Source organism: Streptomyces sp. NPDC059564 (assembly GCF_042735575.1).
Lineage (GTDB): Bacteria > Actinomycetota > Actinomycetes > Streptomycetales > Streptomycetaceae > Streptomyces.
Window position 1 is genome coordinate 1 of record NZ_JBHWBP010000067.1, and the last position, 20,678, is coordinate 20,678.

16 protein-coding genes and 2 pseudogenes are annotated in these 20,678 nt (G+C 70.4%); 7 read left to right on the forward strand and 11 right to left on the reverse strand.

Features of this window, described 5'->3' with window-relative positions:
• A pseudogene (locus ACFV0Q_RS14780) lies at positions 1–980 on the forward strand (hypothetical protein); the annotation flags it as partial.
• Here the strand turns inward: ACFV0Q_RS14780 and ACFV0Q_RS14785 are convergent.
• Entirely contained in the window at positions 934–1,329 is a 396-nt protein-coding gene (locus ACFV0Q_RS14785; protein ID WP_385005147.1) for a hypothetical protein, read from the reverse strand. The pseudogene ACFV0Q_RS14780 and the gene ACFV0Q_RS14785 overlap by 47 nt on opposite strands.
• Positions 1,330–1,524: 195 nt before the next feature.
• Here ACFV0Q_RS14785 and ACFV0Q_RS14790 point away from each other — a divergent pair, with 195 nt between their 5' ends.
• From ACFV0Q_RS14790 to ACFV0Q_RS14805, 4 genes and pseudogenes are all read left to right on the forward strand, one after another.
• Positions 1,525–1,710 (forward strand): alpha/beta fold hydrolase, encoded by a 186-nt coding sequence (locus tag ACFV0Q_RS14790; RefSeq protein WP_385005149.1) that lies wholly within the window; start codon positions 1,525–1,527, stop codon positions 1,708–1,710.
• Positions 1,711–1,879: 169 nt separating this feature from the next.
• The gene (locus tag ACFV0Q_RS14795) at positions 1,880–2,752 is read left to right on the forward strand and encodes an aldo/keto reductase (protein ID WP_385005151.1); all 873 of its coding nucleotides are present in this window, start codon (positions 1,880–1,882) and stop codon (positions 2,750–2,752) included.
• A gap of 107 nt (positions 2,753–2,859) precedes the next feature.
• Positions 2,860–3,741, forward strand: coding sequence for an LLM class F420-dependent oxidoreductase (locus ACFV0Q_RS14800; RefSeq protein WP_385005192.1), 882 nt, complete (start codon positions 2,860–2,862; stop codon positions 3,739–3,741).
• 120 nt (positions 3,742–3,861) lie between these two features.
• A pseudogene (locus ACFV0Q_RS14805) lies at positions 3,862–4,494 on the forward strand (histidine phosphatase family protein); the annotation flags it as partial.
• Positions 4,495–4,539: 45 nt separating this feature from the next.
• Here ACFV0Q_RS14805 and ACFV0Q_RS14810 read toward each other — a convergent pair.
• The 5 genes from ACFV0Q_RS14810 to ACFV0Q_RS14830 form a co-directional block, all read right to left on the reverse strand.
• Complete coding sequence (locus ACFV0Q_RS14810; protein ID WP_385005153.1) at positions 4,540–5,901, reverse strand: aldehyde dehydrogenase family protein; 1,362 nt, start codon at positions 5,899–5,901, stop codon at positions 4,540–4,542.
• Complete coding sequence (locus ACFV0Q_RS14815; protein WP_385005155.1) at positions 5,901–6,959, reverse strand: AMP-binding protein; 1,059 nt, start codon at positions 6,957–6,959, stop codon at positions 5,901–5,903. Before ACFV0Q_RS14815 ends, ACFV0Q_RS14810 begins: the two co-directional genes overlap by 1 nt.
• A 51-nt stretch (positions 6,960–7,010) precedes the next feature.
• Positions 7,011–8,123 (reverse strand): NAD(P)/FAD-dependent oxidoreductase, encoded by a 1,113-nt coding sequence (locus ACFV0Q_RS14820; protein WP_385005158.1) that lies wholly within the window; start codon positions 8,121–8,123, stop codon positions 7,011–7,013.
• Positions 8,120–9,088, reverse strand: a complete 969-nt coding sequence (locus ACFV0Q_RS14825) for a hypothetical protein (RefSeq protein ID WP_385005160.1) — start codon at positions 9,086–9,088, stop codon at positions 8,120–8,122. Before ACFV0Q_RS14825 ends, ACFV0Q_RS14820 begins: the two co-directional genes overlap by 4 nt.
• A 256-nt stretch (positions 9,089–9,344) precedes the next feature.
• Positions 9,345–12,092: an AAA family ATPase gene (locus ACFV0Q_RS14830; RefSeq protein ID WP_385005162.1), complete on the reverse strand. Its 2,748-nt coding sequence runs from the start codon at positions 12,090–12,092 to the stop codon at positions 9,345–9,347.
• Positions 12,093–12,433: 341 nt separating this feature from the next.
• Here ACFV0Q_RS14830 and ACFV0Q_RS14835 point away from each other — a divergent pair, with 341 nt between their 5' ends.
• Positions 12,434–12,562, forward strand: coding sequence for a hypothetical protein (locus tag ACFV0Q_RS14835; RefSeq protein ID WP_385005164.1), 129 nt, complete (start codon positions 12,434–12,436; stop codon positions 12,560–12,562).
• 167 nt (positions 12,563–12,729) lie between these two features.
• Here ACFV0Q_RS14835 and ACFV0Q_RS14840 read toward each other — a convergent pair whose 3' ends face one another.
• From ACFV0Q_RS14840 to ACFV0Q_RS14860, 5 genes are all read right to left on the reverse strand, one after another.
• Positions 12,730–13,587 carry a phytanoyl-CoA dioxygenase family protein gene (locus tag ACFV0Q_RS14840; protein WP_385005166.1) on the reverse strand — a complete coding sequence of 286 codons (858 nt, stop codon included), beginning with the start codon at positions 13,585–13,587 and terminating at the stop codon, positions 12,730–12,732.
• Between the two features lie 25 nt (positions 13,588–13,612).
• Positions 13,613–14,542 carry a phytanoyl-CoA dioxygenase family protein gene (locus tag ACFV0Q_RS14845; RefSeq protein ID WP_385005167.1) on the reverse strand — a complete coding sequence of 310 codons (930 nt, stop codon included), beginning with the start codon at positions 14,540–14,542 and terminating at the stop codon, positions 13,613–13,615.
• Positions 14,539–17,811: a lantibiotic dehydratase gene (locus ACFV0Q_RS14850; RefSeq protein WP_385005169.1), complete on the reverse strand. Its 3,273-nt coding sequence runs from the start codon at positions 17,809–17,811 to the stop codon at positions 14,539–14,541. Before ACFV0Q_RS14850 ends, ACFV0Q_RS14845 begins: the two co-directional genes overlap by 4 nt.
• A 77-nt stretch (positions 17,812–17,888) precedes the next feature.
• The gene (locus ACFV0Q_RS14855) at positions 17,889–19,229 is read right to left on the reverse strand and encodes a lanthionine synthetase C family protein (protein WP_385005171.1); all 1,341 of its coding nucleotides are present in this window, start codon (positions 19,227–19,229) and stop codon (positions 17,889–17,891) included.
• A gap of 19 nt (positions 19,230–19,248) precedes the next feature.
• A complete protein-coding gene (locus ACFV0Q_RS14860) occupies positions 19,249–19,434 on the reverse strand; it encodes a hypothetical protein (RefSeq protein WP_385005173.1) in 186 nt (61 codons plus the stop codon).
• A gap of 161 nt (positions 19,435–19,595) precedes the next feature.
• On the opposite strand from ACFV0Q_RS14860, the gene ACFV0Q_RS14865 reads away from it, so the two are divergent.
• Positions 19,596–20,678, forward strand: coding sequence for an NAD-dependent epimerase/dehydratase family protein (locus tag ACFV0Q_RS14865; protein ID WP_385005175.1), 1,083 nt, complete (start codon positions 19,596–19,598; stop codon positions 20,676–20,678).

The following is a 20,678-nucleotide window of genomic DNA, read 5'->3' on the forward strand; positions in this document are numbered from 1 at the left end:
CCACCCCCACCCCGGCGGCCGTTCCTGCCTCACCCGTCCCGGCAGCCCCCGCGGCCCCGGTGCCCGCCCCGGCGGTACCGGCCGACACAGCCACCCCCGCCGCCCCGGCCACCCCCGCGGCCCCCGCCGCCCCCACGGCCCCACCGGCACCGACCGCGACGCCGACGCCCGTCGCCACCCCGAGCCCGGCCGCCCCGCTCCCCTCCCCCAGCGCCCCCACCCGCGCGCCCGCCTGGCCGGTCATCGCACCCGCCACGGCCGGCGTCGGCCAGGACTTCGACGGGATCCCCTCCGTCGGCCGGATGTACGTCATGAAGGGCTCCGGCGCCTACTTCTGCTCCGCCAGCGTGGTCTCCTCCCCGGGCCGCAACATGGTGGTCAGCGCCGGACACTGCCTGCTCGGGTCGGACGCCCGCCAGGTGGCCTTCGTACCGCGGTACACCCGCGCGAAGCCCCAGCCGTACGGGATGTTCCCGGTGCTGCGCGATTCCGCCGGGCACGCCAAGGTGTGGATCGACCAGCGGTACAAGACCCAGGGGGCGGAGAAGGCGGCCACCCTGGACGTGGCCTTCGCCGCCGTCGGCCCGAACGCCGCCGGCGTCCGGCTGGAGAACGCGGTCGGCGGCAACCGCCTCGTCACCGGAGCCACGTTCACCCACGCCAAGGTGACCCTGATCGGCCACCCGGCGTCGGCGGCCCGTCCGCGCGTGTGCGTCAACCGGACGACGAAGTTCACCAGCACCGATCCGAAGAGCCCGGGTTCGTTCCTGCGGATCGACTGCACCGGCTTCCCGGGCGGGACCAGCGGCGGCCCCTTCATCGCGCGCTACGACGCGAACGCCCGCACCGGGGACGTGGTCGGGGTGATCGGCGGCTGGAAGACCGGCGGTCCCACGGCCGACACCTCGTACAGCGCCTACTTCGGCGCGCAGATCAGGAAGCTGTACCAGGCGGCGGTTGCCGGGGCAAAGGGGGCGTGAGCACCCGCACCCAGCGCGTCCGGCGCGGGTTGCCCACCGAACGCGGGGTCTGCGGCACCCCGTCGGCGGTGAGCAGGTCGGCCGGGGCGAGCGCGAGCTGACGGCGCAGGTCGGCGAGGGCCGCGTGCACGGGCGCGAGGATGACCTCGGCACGCGGGTGGATGTGCGCGAGGGCGTGCGCGGTGGTCTCGATGGTCTCCGCGGCGTCCTCGGCGGCGGTCCGGCTCCACCCGCCGGGCTCGCCGCCGCTCCAGGGCACGACGGCGTCGTACAGGTGACAGGCGGCATCGGCCGCGGCGTCGGCCCGTTCACCGACGCCCGGCGCCGCGATGATCGGCAGCAGCTCCATGCCCGCTCAACGAGCGGAGCCCGCCGGGGGAACGAACGGGGCGGCTACCGGCTCTGGTCGTCGGGCACTCGCTCGGCGGATACGCCTCACTGGAGTTCGCGCGGCGCTGCCCGAAGCAGCCACACCCTGCCGGCCGCCTGGGGCGAGGTACTGGGCCGCTTCGACGCGGACGCGATGCGTTGTGTGGCAGCTCCCGTGCTCCTTCTGAACGGCGAGAAGGACACCGTCTTCCGGTCCGGCGAGAGGGACTTCGTCCGCGCTCACCCGCACGCCCGCATCGAATTGATCCCGCGGGCGAGACATCTCACGAACTTCGACGATCCGGACGCCTTCACCGATGCCGCCCGCCGCTTCGCCCTGCGCATCCCCTCTCGCAGCTGACCGCGCGCCCGAGCGGGAGCACATGCTGATGACGTGATGGACGCCGTCGCCGCCCCCTTTCCGATGCCCAGGTGATGGGGCATGCTCGGTGAGGTTGCCGGGGAATCCGCACCTACGCCGGCCCCTGCGACCCATGTCCCTTTCGGTATGCGACTTTCGAGGATTGATTTTGGGCACGCAGTCCACCACACGTCCGGCCGACGCCTCCGGCACTTTCGCTCTCGGTGGCGACCTGCCGGTGAACCGTCTCGGTTACGGCGCCATGCAACTGACCGGTCCGGGCGTCTGGGGCGAACCCCGCGATCCGGACGAGGCCGTCCGGGTCCTGCGCCGAGCGGTCGAGCTGGGCGTCACCTTCATCGACACGGCCGACGCCTACGGCCCGTTCGTCAACGAGCGGCTGATCCGCAAGGCTCTGCACCCCTACGCCGATGACCTGGTCATCGCCACCAAGGGCGGCGTGACGCGTCCGGGTCCGGACGACTGGCGCCCCAACGGGCGACCCGAGTTCCTGCGTCAACGGGTGGAGCTGAGCCTGCGACACCTCGGGCTCGAACGCATCGATCTGTACCAGCTGCACCGTATCGACCCCGACGTCCCGCTGGCCGAACAGCTCGGCGCGTTGACCCAGCTGCAGCAGGAGGGCAAGCTCCGTCACCTCGGACTGTCCGAGGTGACGGTCGATGAGCTCAAGGAGGCCCGCACGCACGCTGACATCGCCTCCGTGCAGAACCTCTACAACCTCTCGAACCGGTCGGCTGAAGACGTACTCGCCTACGCCGAGTCCGAGAACATCGCCTTCATCCCCTGGTTCCCGATCGCCACCGGCGAACTTGCCCGCCCCGGCGGCCCATTGGACGCCGCCTCCCGGCTGCACCGCGCGAGCCCCGCGCAGCTCGCCCTCGCCTGGCTGTTGCGCCGCTCCCCGGTGACGCTCCCGATTCCGGGCACGTCCAGTGCCGCCCATCTGGAGGAGAACACCAACGCCGCACTGGTGCGACTCGACGACAAGGAGTTCGAGGCCCTCACCGCCGCCGCTTGAGCGCGCGAGGGGAGAGGGGTCCGCGCTCGGTGTGGCTCGCACCCGAGCGCCGAACCGCGGGGAGGTGGGCCTCCTCTCGGGGTGAAGGTGTGTGATACACAGGCATGATGTCTTCCCAACTCCCCTTACGTTTCGGCGTCAACATGTTCGTTCCGGGTTCACGACGCGAGTGGCGCGCGAAGTGCCGCAGGGCCGAGGAACTCGGATTTGATGTAGTCGGAGTGGCCGACCACCTGGGATTCCCGGCACCGTTTCCAGCAATGGTGCTCGCAGCAGAAGCGACCGAACGGATACGGCTGACCACGTTCGTCTTGAACACGCCGTTCTACAACGCCGCGCTTCTCGCGCGTGACGTCGCGAGCACCGACCAATTCATCGATGGGCGTATGGAACTCGGGCTCGGCGCAGGCTATGTGAAGGCCGAGTTCGACACCGCGGAGATGTCCTTCCCCAGCGGCGGAAAGCGGGTCGAACAGCTGGAGCGGACGGTGACCACGTTGCGTCGTCTGTTCAACGACACTGCATATCAGCCGCGTCCAGCCCAACCGTCCGGGCCGCCCCTGCTGATCGCGGGCTGGGGCGACCGGCTGCTGCGGGTGGCCGCCACGCACGCCGACATCATCGCCTTCCCCGGAGGCTGGGCCAGCACCGACGGTGACGCACTCCATCTGGCCGGAACCGCGCAGATGGAAGAACGAATCGCCTACGTGCGCGGCCTGCTCGGTGACCGCGCCGGCTCCGTGGAGCTGAATCTCCTGGTGCAGCAGGTCATTCCGCCCTCCGAAGGCGCCTCGGTACCCGACAGGTTCGCGCCGCTGCCGCCCGACGCCGCGCAGAGCCCCGAGGAGGTGCCCAGCGTGTTGACCGGAACCCCCGCGGACATGGCGCAGCAAATCAAGGAACGCCGTGAACGCTACGGCTTCACCTACTTCACGATCATGGAATACAACATGGAGAACTTCGCGCCGGTCATCGCCGCGCTTCGCTGAACTGCGCACTCCGCCACCATGCCGCCGACGACGGGGGCTGTGAACGAAAGGAGTCATCCGATGCACACCGGCTCAAGAGCTGGTCGTGAAGCAGCCGGCGTGCATGCGCTCGCCGCCCAGGGCAGCTCCACCACCCTGGTGCTGCTACGCCACGGTGAGACGGCGTTGACACCGGAGAAGCGGATCTCCGGCAGCGGCGGCTCGGATCCGGCGTTGTCGCAGACCGGTCGGCGGCAGGCCGAGGCCGCCGCCCGGAGGCTCGTGGCACGCGGCGCGGTGCAGGCGGTGGTGTCCTCACCGCTGCGCCGGGCCCAGCAGACGGCCGAGGCAGCGGCGCGACGTCTGGGCCTGGAGGTCCACGTCGACGAAGAGCTCACTGAAGCGGATTTCGGCGCCTGGGAGGGGCTTACGTTCGCCGAGGTGCGCGAACGCCACCCGGACGAGCTGGCAGCGTGGCTGGCTTCTGCGGATGCGGTCCCGGGCGGAACCGGGGAGACGTTCACCGCGGTCGCGCGCCGGGCCACGCTCTCGCGGGACCGGCTCCTCGCACGCTACGAGGGGCAGACGGTGTTGGTCGTTTCGCATGTCGGGGTGTTGCGGACGCTGGTTCGGCTGGCGCTGGGCGCGCCGCCCGCGTCGCTGTTCCGGATGGAGCTGTCGGCGGCCTCGCTGTCGGCCGTGGCCTATTCCGGGGAGGGGACCGCGTCGGTGCGGTTCTTCAACGACACGTCGCACTTGGCGGACCACCGCTGACCTCGGTAGCCAAGGGGGCGGTGCCCGGCACCGCCCCCTTGTCGCTCAGCGTCGGATCGTCTTGGTGCGCATGAGGAATTCGGCGAGGTAGCCGTCGTGCGGCAGTCCGTGCTCCATCCACGGTGTCGGATGGTCACCGATGTAGACGTTGGCAATGGTCGGCTCGGCCACCAACTCGTCGATCAGGTTCTCGTCGGTGGTGACAGCAGTGAGGACGAGCGTGTCGCGCAACGGCCGGATCCCGGCGTCGCGGTCCCACGGTGCGACCCACGCACAGGGGAAACCCAACTCCATCCCGAGCTGTTCGGCGAACGGGCTGTCGAGCTGGTGCACCGCCGGCCGGAGCACTGCGGAACCATCGCCGAGATCGTCGGCGATACCGTCACCGCCGAGCCACGCCTTGGTGCCCGCGGCCCGCTGCCGCAGATACGCGTCCCACCGACGGGCGGGACCGACGGGCATCACGGGCAGGACCGCGCGTTCGTCCGTCGCGGGCAGGCTGGGCAGCGCGGCAAGACGTTCGGCGATCGCCGCGGCCACGGGGGAAGGGTCGCCCTCGACCAGTACGCCGGTGGCGTTGACGCAACCGACGCCCCCACCACTGCTGATCGACTCCACGATGGTGTCGACGATCGGCTCCCACTCGGTTTCGGCGGTGATGAGTATCTTGGAGCGCCCGGGGCCCTGCGGCAGAATGCGTCCATCGCCCGCGTACTTGCCCACGACATCCGCGCCGCCGTACACCATTGCGAAGTCGGCGTGGCGGAGGATGTCGTCGGCCACGGTGTGGTCGGTGGGCAGCAAAGCGATTCCCTCGTCGCCGAAACCCGCCTCCCGTAGGGCCGTGATCAATCGATGTGGGGTGAACGGCTCACGACGGGAGGGACGCACGGCAACGCGATAGCCGAGCGCCAGGGCATCGAACCAACCCTGGTGCACCGCAGGGTGATTGCCCGCCGCATGGACGGCGAACACCTCACCGCGCCGGGTCCATACCGCCGCACCGCCCCGAGCCCGCGGATCGCGCCACGAGCCGACCGCGGCGGCCGGCCGCGCGTTCTCCACGGTGTGGTGGATCCGCTCGGCAGCCCGCGCGATGTCGTCGGTGGCATTGCGCACCACCGTGATCGGTATCCCGGTGACCGCGCTGACGGTGTGCTGATATTCCTCCGGCGTCAGTCCCGCGATCGACTGCGTGGCGAAAGCCCGGCCCGCCCGTGCGAACGCCTCGATCCGTGTGTCGACGGGTAGTGCCGGCGCTCGGCGCAGGGCCTTTATCGCGCGGGTGACGTAGAGCGAGGGTGCGAGACTCAGTGTCGCGGCCGGGTTTCCGGCGAGATCTCGAATGGTCTCCTGGCGCTTGGACCGGTAGGGGCCGCCGGGGCCGAGAACGTCCAGGGACAGCATCAGTACACGCCCTCGATCACCTTCGTATCCCCGAAGGACGCCACGGGTGCGACGTCTGCGACCGCATCACCGAAGCCGCCGTCCACCGGTGCGATCCGGGTTGCGTAGTCCCGCTCGATGTTGTTGACCAGCAAGGCAGCTCGGCTCATGTGATGCACGACGATCTGCCCGCGCTCGCCGTACGGAACGACCCGGCCGGTGTCGGGGTCGACCACCCGGAACGTGGTGTACGGAGCGAAGGAGTCGAACACGCACGGCTCGTCGTCACCGAGGCCGGGTCGCTCCACCGATGTCCCCAGCATCATCGTGCCGCCGTACCCGCCGACGAACGTGGCGTTTCCGAACACCTCGTCGCGCAGCAGATCTCGGGTGTCGGCGTCCAGATGCGTACCGCCCCAGATGATCGCGCGAACCTTCCGGTTCACCAACCCGACCAGATCGTCGTGCTGCGCAAGGCGCTCCAGCAGCGGCGGGGTGGCGAAGAGGACGCCCACATCCTGGCCGGTCAGAATGTGGGCGACCTGTTCGATGAGGTGATCGGTGTAGGCGTCGGCGATGTCCGTCCGGCCTTCCGCGATCAGCTTCTTGACCCATCGCGGGTCCAGATCGATGCTGAAGTTCAGCCCACCGCGAGCCATCGCGGTGTCGGCGGCCATGGCTCCGACATTGTGCGGCCCGGTGGGGACGGCACTGAGCCAGTCCACATGTCGAGGTACGCCGTGAGAGTCCAGTCGCTCACTGAACCATTCGACGCTGCGCCGGTGCCACTCCGCGCTGTACGGGACTCCCTTGGGCCGCCCTGTGGTACCGCCGCTTTCGTAGACGGCCGCCCCGTGCTCGTCACCGTAGCCACGGGGAATGAGCTCACGGACACCGACATCGCGCAGCTCGTCCACCACATTGGGAAACATGCTGAGGTCGTCGAAATCCCGGACATCGGTCAGCGGATCGAAGTCGAGGCTCTCGGCCCGTTTCAGCCAGAACGACGACCCGGTCTCCGGACTGAAGTGCCACCGCATCATCTCCCGGACGAACTCTCCGCCAGTCTGCTCGACCATGGATACCCTCTCGAATGAGTTGAATAAATGTCCGGCAACTGTGCGTTCTTCCTACCCGGTCGCGGCCGGACCGCCGAGGCAGCGGGCGGTGGAGAGGCCGGCCGTGTCGGTCCAGGATTCCTTGCCGAGTACGAGGTTTCGGATGATCTCTCCGGCGGCAGGTGCCTGACACAGTCCCTGACCGGAGAATCCAGCCGCGTAGAGGAACGGGCGGGACTGATCGCGGCCGATGAAAGCCATCCCGTCCGGACTGACATCGAGGTCTCCGCTCCACCCGTGTTCCAGCCCGTTGCCGGCGAGGGCCGGGAAGGTCGTGCCGAGGTGGTGTGACACCCGTTGCAGCCAGTCCTGTCGGCTTTCGTCCGGAGCGGGGCGGCCCATTCCGACGAGAACGCGGTCTCCCCAGCTTCGAATCCGCAGGCTGGACGGGTGCATGGTCATCGGCATGGCCGCGCGCGGAGCACTGCCGGGGGTGTCGGTCAGGAGCATGTCGACGGGGTACGTGGTCACGGGAACGCGCACGTCGGCCATGGCGGCGACCGTCCCCGCCCAGGGGCCTGCCGCGCAGACGATGGTGTCGGCGCGGATGCTCCCCGCAGGCGTGTGGACCCGCCCGTCCGGGTCGATGCTCGTGACGGGTGTTTCCGTGCGCAGGATGGCGCCGGCCTGCCGGGCGGCCGCGGCGTAGCCGCGCACGATCGCGGCGGGGTCGCAGGCGTAGGCCTCGGGCGACCAGGCTGCCGCCAGGATGGTTCGCTCGTCGACCAGCGGGTTGAGCCGCGCTGCCTCAGCGGCGGTCACGAGTTCGACATCCACTCCAGCTGCCTGCTGGGCAGCCTGGGTGTGCCGGAAGTCCTGCACCTGACGTTCGTCGGTGAACAGTACGAGCAGGCCGATACGTTTCAGGCCGAGGTCGGTTCCGGTCCGTTCGGTGAAGGCGTGGTAGGCCGCCAGGCTCCGGACGGCGAGGCTGCTGATGAGAGCGTTGCCGGGAAAGTAGGTACGCACGACGCCCGCAGTGGTCCCTGACGATCCCGATCCGAGCGCGCCACGCTCCAGCAGGACGGTACCGACGCCCGACTCGGCGAGCTGGCACGCTATCGAGGTGCCGATGACGCCGCCGCCGATGACGACGACGTCCGCACGTTCGGGGAGTTGGCTCACGGCCGGCGGGCCGGTTCATCGGGGCGCAGTTGACGCAGGTGATCTCCGGAGTCCCACGGGTACAGGTGCAGATTCCAACCGCCCAAGCAGTTGATGTAGAGGGCCAACTGGCCCGCCACACTCAGGAAGTCATCGCGATCGAGCTGGTCGAGACAGCTCAGGAAGCGCTGGGTGAAACTCCAGAGCTGCTCCAGGCCGCAATAGCCGAGGAACTCGGCCGGAATGCCGACCAGCAGGCGCGCCATGTGCCGCAATGAATCCATCGGCATGCCCTGGACCGCGGCCCGGACCAGACCACCGTAGGTGGCATACCCCAGCGGGCGGGTCTCGCCGTTGACGAACAACAGAGTGGGCAGCACCGTCTCGAAGCTTCCCGCACCGGAAGGGATCAACCCCGCGTGGAGGTCGGCGAGCTCCTTTGGTTCGGACAGCCAAGCCCGCTCGGTCGCGGTGTACACGTCGTGGATGAGACGGATCGCGTCGGGATCTTTCGCGGTCAGTTGCGGAATGCGGTGGCCGCCGTTGGTTCCCGCCTTGCGGACCTCCACCAGGATCGGCTTCTTCGTCGAATAGACCGAATCCCAGATGGCCTGCCCGGCCTCCAGCAGTGCCGGTATATCCTCTTGCCGGATCCGGCCCACCGGGGATGCCGGCATCGGTTCGGTCAGCGTGCCGTACTTGATGCCCAAGTGCTGGAGCGCGGAGCAGAATACGGTCCCATCGGGTGCCTCGCGTCGATCTGCTATCCGAGTGGACGCGGACAGATGCAGCAGCGACGGGATCGGTGCCGCGTGATAGAGGTGCTGTCCCGCCACCAGCGCGTGTCCCTGCAGACTCTGGTAGGGCAATGCCTCCCACAGCGCATCGGCAAGTTCAGCGTTACGGCCGTCGAGTTCCGCGGTCACGGTGATGCCCAGGTCGGGCCAGGCAATCTCGATTTCACGACCGGATAATGTTTCAGTCAAGGCTCTTCCTTCGTTCGATCGACCTGAATGGAAACTCCCCGCCATCGCGCTTCAACGTACCGGCGATCAAGTGCGGTCCCCCACCCCTGATCACCCCCCTATCGGACGGACGTCCTACCCCAGCGCACCGCGCCGCGACGGGCTCCAGGCTTGGTCAGCGGGCCTGCGACCGCACGTCCACACTGTTTCTTTACTGATTCTTGGGCATCCTCGCGCCCTTGGGAGTGCTCGCCGACCTGACCGGGCGCGGAGCGGTTCAGTGGTCCAGTGAGCCCACCAGGCTCAGCTCCACCGGCAGGCCGAAGCGGCCGCTCACTCCGAGTTTTCGGTAAGTCTTGGTGAGATGCTGCTCCACCGTACTCATCGTGATGAAGAGAAGTTGACTTATCTCACGGTTGCTCCGCCCCTGTACCGCCAGGGCCGCGACCTTGCGCTCGGATTCACTGAGCAAGGCGAACCTGTGGATGTCCTTCTGCACCGTTTGAGTATCACCCGGTTCTTCTGTGCCATCGGAATTTTGCAGCCTCCGGTAGAGCGGTTCGGCCCCACACATCTTGGCCATCTGCTTTGCTTGATGTGCACTGAGCCTGAATTCGGAGAAATGGCCGCACGCAAGCTCGGCATCACTCGAATCAGCGAGCGCAATGGCCAGCTCAAGCCGATCCCCGGATTCGAGCAGCACCTTCACCGCGTCTCTCAGCATGAAAGCGCGGGCTGGATTCTTCAACGTCGCGGCCATGATCCGCAGGGAGCGACCACGCACTCGCCTGTCGTCGACGTTCGCCAGCCTCAACTGATCCGCGAGGACGGCTTTGGCACTGAGTGAATCATCGAGACGCAACCACGCCTCCGCCAGGTCACTCCGCCATGGGACAAAATTCGGAAGGTCGAGAATACTTCCGGTGAGAAAGCGACCGCACGCCTGAAAATCCGCCAACGCCGCATACGGGCGGTTACTTTCGATGTAAAAACGTCCACGCGCATGCAAGAAGTGCAACCAGAATGGATTTCGATGCACCTCGGGAAGCGCCTCCTTCACGAGCCTCTCCGCTTCGTCCATTTCACCCATGGCCGTGGTGGCGTGGACGAGACAGGACAACGGTAACCCGAGGGCTGCACCCCAGTTGTGTTGAGGCATCACGGTCAATGCTCGGCGAGAGTGCCGCTCGGCATCAACCAAATCACCCCTGCGCACCGCCACCAGTCCCTGGACAGCCGCGAGCATGGCCACCCAAGCCACGGCCTGATGCGCTTCGGCCTCCGGCCTGAGCGTTTCGCACCAGCGTTGGGCATCGTCCAATCTGTTGTCAAAGGTGAGAACGAGCAGAGCGGACAGCACCGTGACCGGTAGAGCATCGGCGATTCTGCAGCACTGCAGGACCTGTTCGGCACTCTTTACGAGGTCACTCCACGACTCACACTCGGCTGCCTCCTCGATGCAATTCGCCGTGGTGGCTCCATCGGCACCGTCCGTTCCCTTGAGGGGCACCACCCATCGAATCCACTGACGCGCGAGTGTCAACTCGGCAGCACCGGTCAAGTCGAACTCGTCTTCTTGCGCGCCAACCTGCTCGAGCACGGTGGCCGCCTCGTCAGCCCGGCCTTGCCAGGCAAGGAAGGTACTCAGCGCCACAATGCCGCGATCGGCCAGACTCCCGTCTTCGAGCAAGGCGTACAGCGGCACCAGCAGTGAGGTCACCGCGGTTGGATTCCCCAGCCACAAGACCCGTGCCAGCGACCCCAAGACCTCGGCCCGCTCCTGAGCGTCACCGCAGGCTTGATGGGCAACCTCGAGGAACTCGGCCGCGCGACTCGGATTCCCTTCCCGCAGCGCTTGCCAGGCCGCGTTGCGGAGGACGTCCACGGACCACCTTCCCGCGACGCCCCCCGCGGCAACCAGGCGTTCCGCAACCTCCGATGGCAGTGCCCCATCGGTGTGAAGCAGCAGCGCGGTGCGCTCGTACCGTGCGGCGAGCTCCTCACTGTCGAGCCCGCTCAACGCGGCGGCCCGGGCAGCCGGGTGGCAGAACCATCCGGAGCGGAGCAATCCCGCTCCGGCAAGGGCGTTCAACGCCTCCACCACGGTCCGCTGCTCACTTTTGAGCAGCCGCACCAGCACGCCGGCCGATGCCGGAGCACCGAGGACGGCCAAGCCACGGGCCACATCGAGCAATTGAGGATCCCAGCGGTGCAGGCAGGCCTCGACAGCCACCTTGAAGTGATCCCCTATGAGCACGTCACCCCTCATGGAAACCGACGCGCCGTCTCCGGAGTCACGCTCATCGAACCCGTGGCGCTGATCCTGGAACAGCGCTTGCAGGAGCAGTGGACTGCCACCTGTCGCCGCGAGGAAGGAAGGGGCGAGCCGCTCCGCGCTCGCCTCGGCCAGACGTCGCTGCCGCAGCCAATCGGTCACGCCGCCAAGAGAGAGCGGCTCCAGACCCAAGAGATGAAAGTATGGCTGCTTGATGAATTCAGCCAATACCAGTGGAGGCCTGGCGCTGAATATCCGCCACTCGGTAAATACAGCGACGACCGGACTCGTTGCGAGTCGGCGCAGCACCAAGAAGAGGGCTTGCAAACTGGCCGGATCCGCATACTGCGCATCATCGACAGCCAGCACCAGAGGTCGCCCGCCAGCAGCCTCGAGGAGAATCGCTGTCAGTTCATCCACCGCACAGACACTCAGCGAAGAATCTCGGGAGTCTGATTCCCGCGAAGACAGGAGACGCTCGATCCGCTCCCCCGTCTCAGCGCCCGGTTCGATGGAGCGGAATAACTGCGCCAGCACGTCTAAGCAGTGGACTTGCCCAGAACGGGCCCCCGACGCACTCAACACCAAGGCGCCGATGTTCTTTGCGTACCCAGAGAAGCTGGACAAGAGTTCCGTTTTCCCCGCACCACCCGGGCCCGTTATGAGGGAAACCGTTCGGCCCTTCGTCGTGCATTCATTCAGCATTCGCTTCAGGATGTGAAGCTCGATACGCTCCTCGATCGTGATCACTGAACAGCCCCCGTTTTGCCGTGCATTCACTTTAACCATTTACCTGTATGTTCAACGTAACTTCACTCCCGGCGAGCAGTCAAGATCCCCCCGCCCGTACAGCCTGGTCAGCCAGGTCTTCGTCGACGCCGACTGGTCGGCACCTTTACCTCGCAGGCGACCGGATCCACCTCCGTGGTGCCGACGTCCATCAGCACTGCGCCTACGCGGGCGACGCGGACCGGAGCGGCTGTTGGTGGCGGTGCTGATGGCGGCGGGCTGTTCCAGGTGCCGGCAGGCCTGCCGGACGGGGAACGGGGCTCTCGATCACGGGTTCCCGGCGCGGATCATCGCCGTCTGGCGTGCTGGTGCGGCTGGCGGGCGACGTGGTGCTGTACGGCGGGGTGATCGCGCCGCTGGTGCTCGCCGTGGGCCTGCTCGTCGGGGCAGCGCCGGCCCGGCCGGCAGTACGGGGTGCCTTGATCAGCTGAAGCGCTGGAGGACGGCGTCGCCGCCGACCCGGGCCGCTGTCACCGGCACGACCGGCCGACCGGGATGGCCCCTCCGGGCCGGCCGTACCTCCGCGTACCCGAACTCGCCGAAGGCGCCGGCAACTTGACGAGGCCGTCGCCGCGCTCGGGATCCGCCCTCACCCGGTTCAGTGCGCGGAAGGTGCCGCCTCCGGCTCCTCCGCGACCATGCCCAGCTCCCGCATGCGTCCGATGGTCCGGTCGTGCCGTTCGTCCCCGAGCCCCGTGGTCAGCCAGGCCGGCGCGTACCGCGGGTACCTTGCCGGGTCGTACGGGAGGTCCAGCCCGGATTCGTCGACGGCCGCCATCTGCCGACGGAAGCGCTCGGTCTCCTCCGGGGTCTCCGGGTCCCTGACGTAGCTGACCGTCCACTGGTGGCGGTCGATGCCGCCGAGTGTCGCGTGCCAGAGGTGCCAGTCGAAGGCCACGACGTCGCCCGGCCGGGTCTCCAGCACCTGGAGGGGGAGCCCGGCGAGCTGGCGGCGCAGGCGCTTGCCGTCCCACTCACCCGCCCAGACGCCGGACTCGCGGTGCCATTCGGCCAGGACGGCGCTGTAGTCGGCGTGGTGGGAGCCGGGCAGCACCCGGAGCGCACCGGTGTCGCCCGTCACGTGCTCCAGGTACATGATGAGCTTGACGCCGGACATCCCCGGGACCGCGTCCTTGTGCAGCGGGGCCTCCCGGTAGAAGAGGACGCTTTCCGCGAAGGTCGGCAGCACGTTCCCGACGAGTTGCCCGGCCGTGTCGAGGAACCGGGGGTCCTCCAGCAGGGACAGGCTGAGCGGGGTCCGGTCCGGCGTCATCATGGGCAGGTAGCGGCCGGGGATCCCGCCCCCGTCGGTCCGCTCGTCGGTGACGAAGGCGTCGGCGTGGGCCCGTCGGACCTCCTCCGTCAGGCGTCCGGTCTCGTCGTCGTTCAGGAGTCGGGGCAGCACGACGTAGCCGAAGCAGCGGTAGTGCTCGATCTGCTCCCGAGAGAGTCGCATCGGGGGATCTTCCTTCCTTGCCGGCTTACGCCGTCGGTCCTTGGGGGCTGTCGGGGAGCAGCGCGGCTCGGGCGGTGCGGACGGCCTTGTCCTCCACCGGGTCCAGCGCGCGGTCGTCTTCGTCCGCCCAGCGCGCCCAGACGGAATCCTCGGGTGAGGTGAAGCCCGCGTTCTGGCGCAGGTTGATCGTGTCGTCGCGGCCCAGCAGCCGCAGGGCCCGCCGGTCGCCGGTGCGGCGCGCGGTGCGGGCGAGGGCGGTGCAGTTGGGGCCGGTGAAGGTGTCGTCCTGGCGCATCGCGGAGGTGTTGAACCCGATGCCGAGGAACTGCCGCTCCTCCGCCAGGACGCTGTGCGAGCCGGAGTGCAGCAGGTTGTGGTGGATGACGACGAGGTGGCCCGGCCGGGTGGCCAGCAGTCGCTCCTCGGGGTGGGGCCGGTCCAGCGCGTCGGGGGCGATCGTCACGGCGCGGCGGTGGGAGCCGGGGACGACGCGGAGGGGGCCCGCGTCGTCCGTCATGGGCTGGAGGTAGAGGAAGCAGATGATCAGCAGGGGGTGGGCGTAGCCGCCCCCCGGGAAGGAGCCGAAGCGGTCGCGGTGCCAGTGCACCGGCAGGCCGCGGAGTTCGCTCTCCATCGCCGGGGCCCCGAACAGCACGGTGCTGTCCAGTTGGACCCGGGGGCCCATGACGGCTTCCGCGAACCGCAGCAGCCGGGGCCCGCTGACCACCGGCCAGACCTCCTGGGGATAGCGCTCCACCAGGTTGGTGACGAAGAGCGGCCGGTCGTCGGTGCCGTCGGTGAATCGCGTGTCGGCGACGGCCCGTTCGCGCAGCCTCCGGAAGCCGGCCACGTCCTGTTCGGTGAACAGGCCGTCGAGCACGACGTAACCGTCTTCCCGGAAGGCCCCGGCGGCTCGTGCGACGTCCTCGGGGCGGTCGAGCGGATGGGTGATCACGGGCTTTCCACACTCCTCTTGTCTCGTGCCGTCCCGGCCCGTTCGTCCGCCACCGCTCCCCGGTGGGCCGCGGCGCGCAGCGCCCGCACCCAGAGCGCGTACATCCGGTTTTCCCATTCGCGGGCGATGCCGAAGAGTCGGTTGGCGTGCATGTGCGCGAGGCTCGCGTGGATCTCACGCGGGGGCCGCCACAGTTCCCCGGCCCGGTGCAGCCTGTCCGCCGTGCCGGCGACCGCGGGCAGCAGGTCGGCGTACGGGCGGAGGAGGTCCGGCGGCGGGGTGTCTTCCCGGGTCCCGGCGGGCGCGGGGTGGTCGGCGGCGGTGATCCGCAGGCCGAGCCGGCGGACGAGGCCGCGGACGGTGTCGTCCGCGCGGTGGCCCTCGCTCAGGTCGGCTGCCAGGGAGAGGCGTTCGGCGGCGTCGAGTCCCCAGTGGGCGAAGAAACGGTCCAGGGTGAAGGTGGCCTCCATGAGGCGGTCCGGGCCGGGATCCGCGGCCCGCGCGTCGCCGAGCACGGCCGCGCAGACCGTGCTGTCGGCGCCGAACGCGCGCTCCATGGCGGCGAGCGCGGCCGGACCGCCGTACCGTTCGGTCTCCGGCCGGTAGGTGTCGACCACGACGGCGGCCAGCCCCTCGGCGTCGGCCGCCGCGCGGGCCCAGCGCAGGGCCCGGGTCAGCACGCTCTCCCCCGCCTCCGGGCTTGCGCCACGCAGCCGCAGGCGCAGGTGGTGGTCCGGATCGGCGTACCGCATCCAGAACCAGCGGTCCAGCAGGCCGTCGTCCTCGAGATTCCGGACGAGGCCGGGGACATGGCCGGACGCCAGGTGTTCGAGCTGCTCCGGCGTGCCGTAGAGCTTGAGGTACGCCCAGTCGCCGCCGGGCAGGCACCGGCGGTCCGCCGGGGCGAGGACCCGGTCGGATCGCCGGGCCGGGCCCTGGCCGGGGGTGGTCGCCTCCGTCGGCGCGTTTCCGGCGCGGAGGCTGCCCGTCGTCACCACCGGGACGACGACCTCGGAGAGGTAGGACGCCCCGGCCTCGTCCCGCAGCCACAGGTGATCGAAGTCGGGCAGCATCTCCTGGACGACGACCCTTCGCCGGCCCTGTTCCCCGGCCCGGCGCAGCTGGGCGGCCAGTTCGGCGGCGAAGGCGGGGTGTTCCAGGTCCAGGAGCAGGCGGTTGTCGAATTCGACCAGGTACACGTGGCGCGGCACGCGCCACTCCCGGCGCCAGCGCTGGACGCCGCGGAACCAGCGCTCGTCCGCGCTGCCCGAGCCCTCCGGGACCACCGTGGTGTCGGTGAGGTTCCACTGGGCGGGGCTCAGCACGATCCGGTCCCGGACCAGACGCGGCAGGAACGGGGCCTTGCCGACTCCGCCCCAGTGGAAGACGGACGGCAGGGGGCGGGCGTCCTCCGCGATTTCGAGCAGGAACCGGCAGACGTTCGGCGCCTGCATGAGGGTCAGCATGTGGCTTTGTCCGACGGCCAGTCGACGGCCCAGCCGCCGGGACCGGACGACGAACCGCCCGCCCTCGACGCCCACCGTGAGGTCGGACAGCGGCAGCACGCGGTCCGCGGGCACGGACGGCGTCACGTTGACGGCGATCTCATAGGGCCGGACGACCGGGTGGAGGGCGACGTTCGCCGCCCGGCCCGCGCTGGGCAGGTAGCTGAGCTCGACCGGCAGGGCTCCCTCGCCGCGCGCCTCGGCCTCGTAGAGCTCGCGCAGGGCCGAGAGTTCGGCCTCGTCCAGCAGGTCGTGGAAGCGGCTGAGGGAGCGGCCGCCCGGTGCCAGGGGGGTGACGCCGAGGACGGCCCGCCAGTCGCCGCGGTCGAGGTGCTCCCGGCTGCGGGCGTGCAGCTGGACGAACACGTCGAGGGCGGACGGGGCGGGCGAGTCGGCGGGTGTCCAGCGGGTGAGCCGGGTGATCAGGTCGTCGGTCAGCTCGACCTCCGTCTCCCCGGAGTTGAGGGCGCCGCTGACGACGCGCAGCAGGATGTCGTCGCGATCCTGTTCACGGGCGGGGGGCCGGGGGCTGGGGGGTCGCACGGGGCGCGGTTCGGTGTAGGTGGCGGGTGGTCCGAGCCCGGTTTCGGGCGACAGCAACTCCTCCACGGGCACCTGGGCCCCGATGCCGTACCGCTCCAGGAAGGCGTCCCGGTAGGTCGACAGGTGGTCGTGGCCGTGCGGGAACCGGCCCAGCCGCAGCAGGATCTCCGCGGCGTCGGCGGCGGCCCGGGCCACGTCCCGGTGCAGGGTGCGGCCGAGGGTGGCGAGGCGTGCGTCGGCCTGTGCGGCCGGCGTGGTGGTGCACAGCGCGTGCTGGCTGCGGTGGAGGGCGCGCAGTGCGTCGTCGGCGTCCGCGGGCGCGGCGCGGTCGAGGCCGGCGGTGCGGGCGAGGACGTCGTCCAGGGCCGCGGTGAACGATGCGCCGCCGGGGAGGCGGTCGACCGCGTCGCGCACGGAGCGGGTGGGGTCGGGGTCGGTGGGTGACGGGCGGAGGGCGCCCACGAGGAAGTGGCTGTCCCAGAGCTTGCCGAGGAGACCGGCGATCCGTCGCGGACCGGCCTGGGGGAACTCGGCGGCGAGCTTGGCGTGCAGGTCCCCGAAGGCGACCGGTTCCGTCGCGTGGTCGAGGACGGCGGCGACCGGGCGGGAGATCCGGACCGTGGCCCGCCGGACGTCGCGCCGCCCGTAGACGTCGGCCTGCGGCAGGATGAGCCGGTCGTCCACGACGTGGCAGGCGCGGTTGACGTGGACGGGCAGGGCGGCGCGCAGCGTCTCGTCCTGTTCGACCCGTTCGATGACGCCGAGCAGCCAGCCGAAGTCGGCGCGGGTGCGGACGGCGGCGAGGGCGGTGGCGCCCAAGCGCTCGGTGCTGCTGTCGGCGAAGCGGCCGACGGAGACACCCGCGAACGCCCCGAATGGGGTGGGGCGTGTGCTCATGCGGGTGACGTAGCGCAGCAGCGCGGCGCGCGTGCGGGCGCGCCGCCGCGACTCCTGCGCGTCGGCGGTCGCATCGGACGGATCCGACCCGGCGAGGCGGTGCGCTACGGCGTCGGCCAGGGAGGGGCTGGCGAGCCGGAGGGCGAACCGCACGGCGGGCAGGGCGGCCGTGCGGAGCAGGTCCGCCTCCCACGTGCGCACATCGGTACCGGGCCGGGGGCCGGCCTGTGAGAAGACGTCCGTGCTCAGTGCCGGGGCCCGCAGAACGTAGAACGGTGCGGGCTCGTACAGGGGCCGGCCCGGGGCCGCGGTGCGGACGGTCACGTGCGCTCTCTCTCCTTCACCATGGGTGGGGCGACGCATCCTTCGAAAGCGTGTGCCGCTTCGGCGGTGCCGCTCCGTCAGTCGATGAGCAGGCCGCGGTCCCACAGCGGGGCCGTGTCGGTGACGGCGGCCAGCATGCTCAGCAGCACGCCGCAGACGCCGGTGAGGAAGCCGGGGTCGTCCAGATGGACTCCCGGTCGTTCCTCGTCGCGGTAGCCGAGGGGGGTGGACGGGTCGTACTCGGCGATCAGCCGTGCCAGGGCCGCGTCCGCCGCCGCGCGGGCCCGGCCGGCGGGGTCGTCGGGGGCGAACAGGGTCCACAGCCGCAGCAGGCCGGCCGTGCCGTGGCACAGACCCGGCGAGTCCCCGGCGGTGTGGTCGAGTTGGGGCCGGTGGTCGGCTGCGGCACGGCGCAGGGCGTGCCGCTTGAGGTCGTCGCGCCCCAGGGCGGTGCCCGTGTGCCAGAGGGCACGGGCGATGCCGAGGCCGCCGTAGCACCAGCCGGGACGGCCGGGCGGCTGCCCCGCGTCCGTGGCGGGTGCGGGGGCCGGGACCGTGGCGGGCCACTCGGGCGCGCCGTCCGGGGCGAGGGGCTCCGTGCGGCGGGCGTACAACCAGTCGGCGGTGTCGCCGAGGGTGCGGTCGAGGGCCGGTCCGCCGTGGCCGGCGCGGCGGGCGAGGGCGAGGGCGGCGAGCGGGCCGGCGATGCCGTGGGCGAGGCCGAGATCGTAGTGGCCACCGGGGTGTCCGTGGCCGTCGGCGTGCGCGGCGATCCGCCAGCGCGGCGCGTCGGGCGGACCGGCCAGCCGGACGAGGCGGTCGACGAGCACCGTGACGGCCTCCGTGACGGCCGGACCGGCGTCGGTGGCCGTGACGAGGTAGCCGAGCAGCCCGGCGGCGCCGTTGACCGCATCGTAGTCGTGGTCCTGTACGCCGTCCTCGCCATGGCGCCAAGGGTGGTCCCGGACGCGTTCGGCCAGCGCCCGGTCGAGGGAGCGCCGGACCGTGCGGTAGCGCGGGTCCATGGCCTCGGCCGCGGCGAAGGTCAGGGCCACGCCGGCGAGGCCGCCGTGCATGCCCAGGCCGGCGATGGGCCGGGCCCGGGTGGCCTCGGCAAGGGCCTTCAGGTGGGTGTGGGCCGCGGCGTCCCAGCCCTCGCCGGGCAGGGCGCGGGCGAGTTCGGTCATCAGCAGGGCGACGCTGGGCAGCCCCGAGGACAGCGCGGTGGGCCAGAACTCGAAGCCGCCCGCCGACCGGCTCCGGGCCAGGTCCGCGTACCGGGGCGCCGCCTCCGGGTCACACAGCCGGCCCGCCGCCTCGCGCACGATCCCGAGGGCCGTGTCGCGTGGTGACGTGCGGACCGGGACGTCACGGCCGGAGCGGGTTGCGGGCACGACGGCCGGGACGTCCCGATTCATTTCGGCGCTCTCCAGCCCGTCAGCGTCCGAACGCGGTCGGGTCGCCCTCGGGGCTCTCGGAGCCCGAACAGCACTTGGTCCAACGGCAGCTGTACGGGTGGGTGCACCACCACGCCGTGGGCTCGGTGTCCAGGGCGTCCGGCGACGCGATGTGGATGTCGAGGTCGAACTCACTGTCCAGGTCGATCAGCGTTGCGGATAACACGACGGATCACTCCTTTTCGGAACATCTCTGAAACAGCTTTCAAGACGTGATCAAAAAAGTTAAGTTGCGTTCGAACGTGTGTCAACAGGGTGAAACGACCGGGGAATCGAACGGCTGGTGTTCGTACTCCTCGTCCAACAGGCCGCGAGCGAGGGGGAGTCATGCACGTCCTGGTACTCGGCGGAACGGGTTTCCTCGGCAGGCCGTTGGTGGCGCGGGCCCTGGCGCGCGGCCTGCGCGTCACCACGTTCAACCGCGGGACGCACGGCCCGGACCACCCGGACGCCGAGGTGGTGCGCGGTGACCGCACGCGGGCGCCGGACCTCCGGCGGCTGGCCGCGTGCGGCCCGTGGGACGTGGTGGTGGACACCTCGGGGATGCTCCCCCGGGACGTGCTCGCCTCGGCCCGGGAACTGGAGGGGGCCGCCGGCCGGTACGCGTTCGTCTCATCGCTGGCCGCCCTCGGCTGGCCGCGGACCGCGGTCACCGACGACTCCCGGCCACGGAGCTGCCCCCTCGACGCCGGTTTCGACGAGGCGGACTTCGACACCCTCAAGGCGGGCTGCGAACGGGCGGTCACGCAGGTCTTCGGACCGCGCTCCCTCATCGTCCGGCCGGGCCTCCTGCTCGGGCCGCACGAGGACCTGGGGCGACTGCCGCGCTGGCTGAACCGCGCCGCGCGGGGCGGCAGGATCCTTGCCCCGGGGCCGCCCGGCCTGCCGCTGCGCTTCCTCGACGTGCGCGACCTGGCCCGCTGGCTGCTCGACGCCCTCGACGGCCCGCAACCGGCCGGGGCGTTCAACGTCACCGGCCCGCCGGGACAGACCACGCTCGGCGAACTGCTGACGCACTGCCTGGACGCCGTCGGCACCAGGGGAGCGGAGACCGTCTGGGCCGACGGGGCCTTCCTCCGGGCCCACGACGTCCGTCCGTGGCTCGGCCTGCCGCTGTGGGCCGCCGATGACGCGGGGGCCTGGTCCGTGGACACCTCCCGTGCGGAAGCCACCGGCCTGCGTACCCGACCCGTTGCCGAGACCGTGCGGGACACCTGGGCCTGGATGACGGCCGGCGGTACGGCGGGCCTGGACTACGCGGCCGGTGCCTACGCGCTCACCCCGGCGCGGGAGGACGCCCTGCTCCGGGCCTGGGACACCCGGACCGGCGGAGCGGGGACGCCGGACGCGAACGGCCGGGCCGACGGTCGGGAGACGGGGGCCCGGGACGTCCGGGGGCGGCAGGCGTGA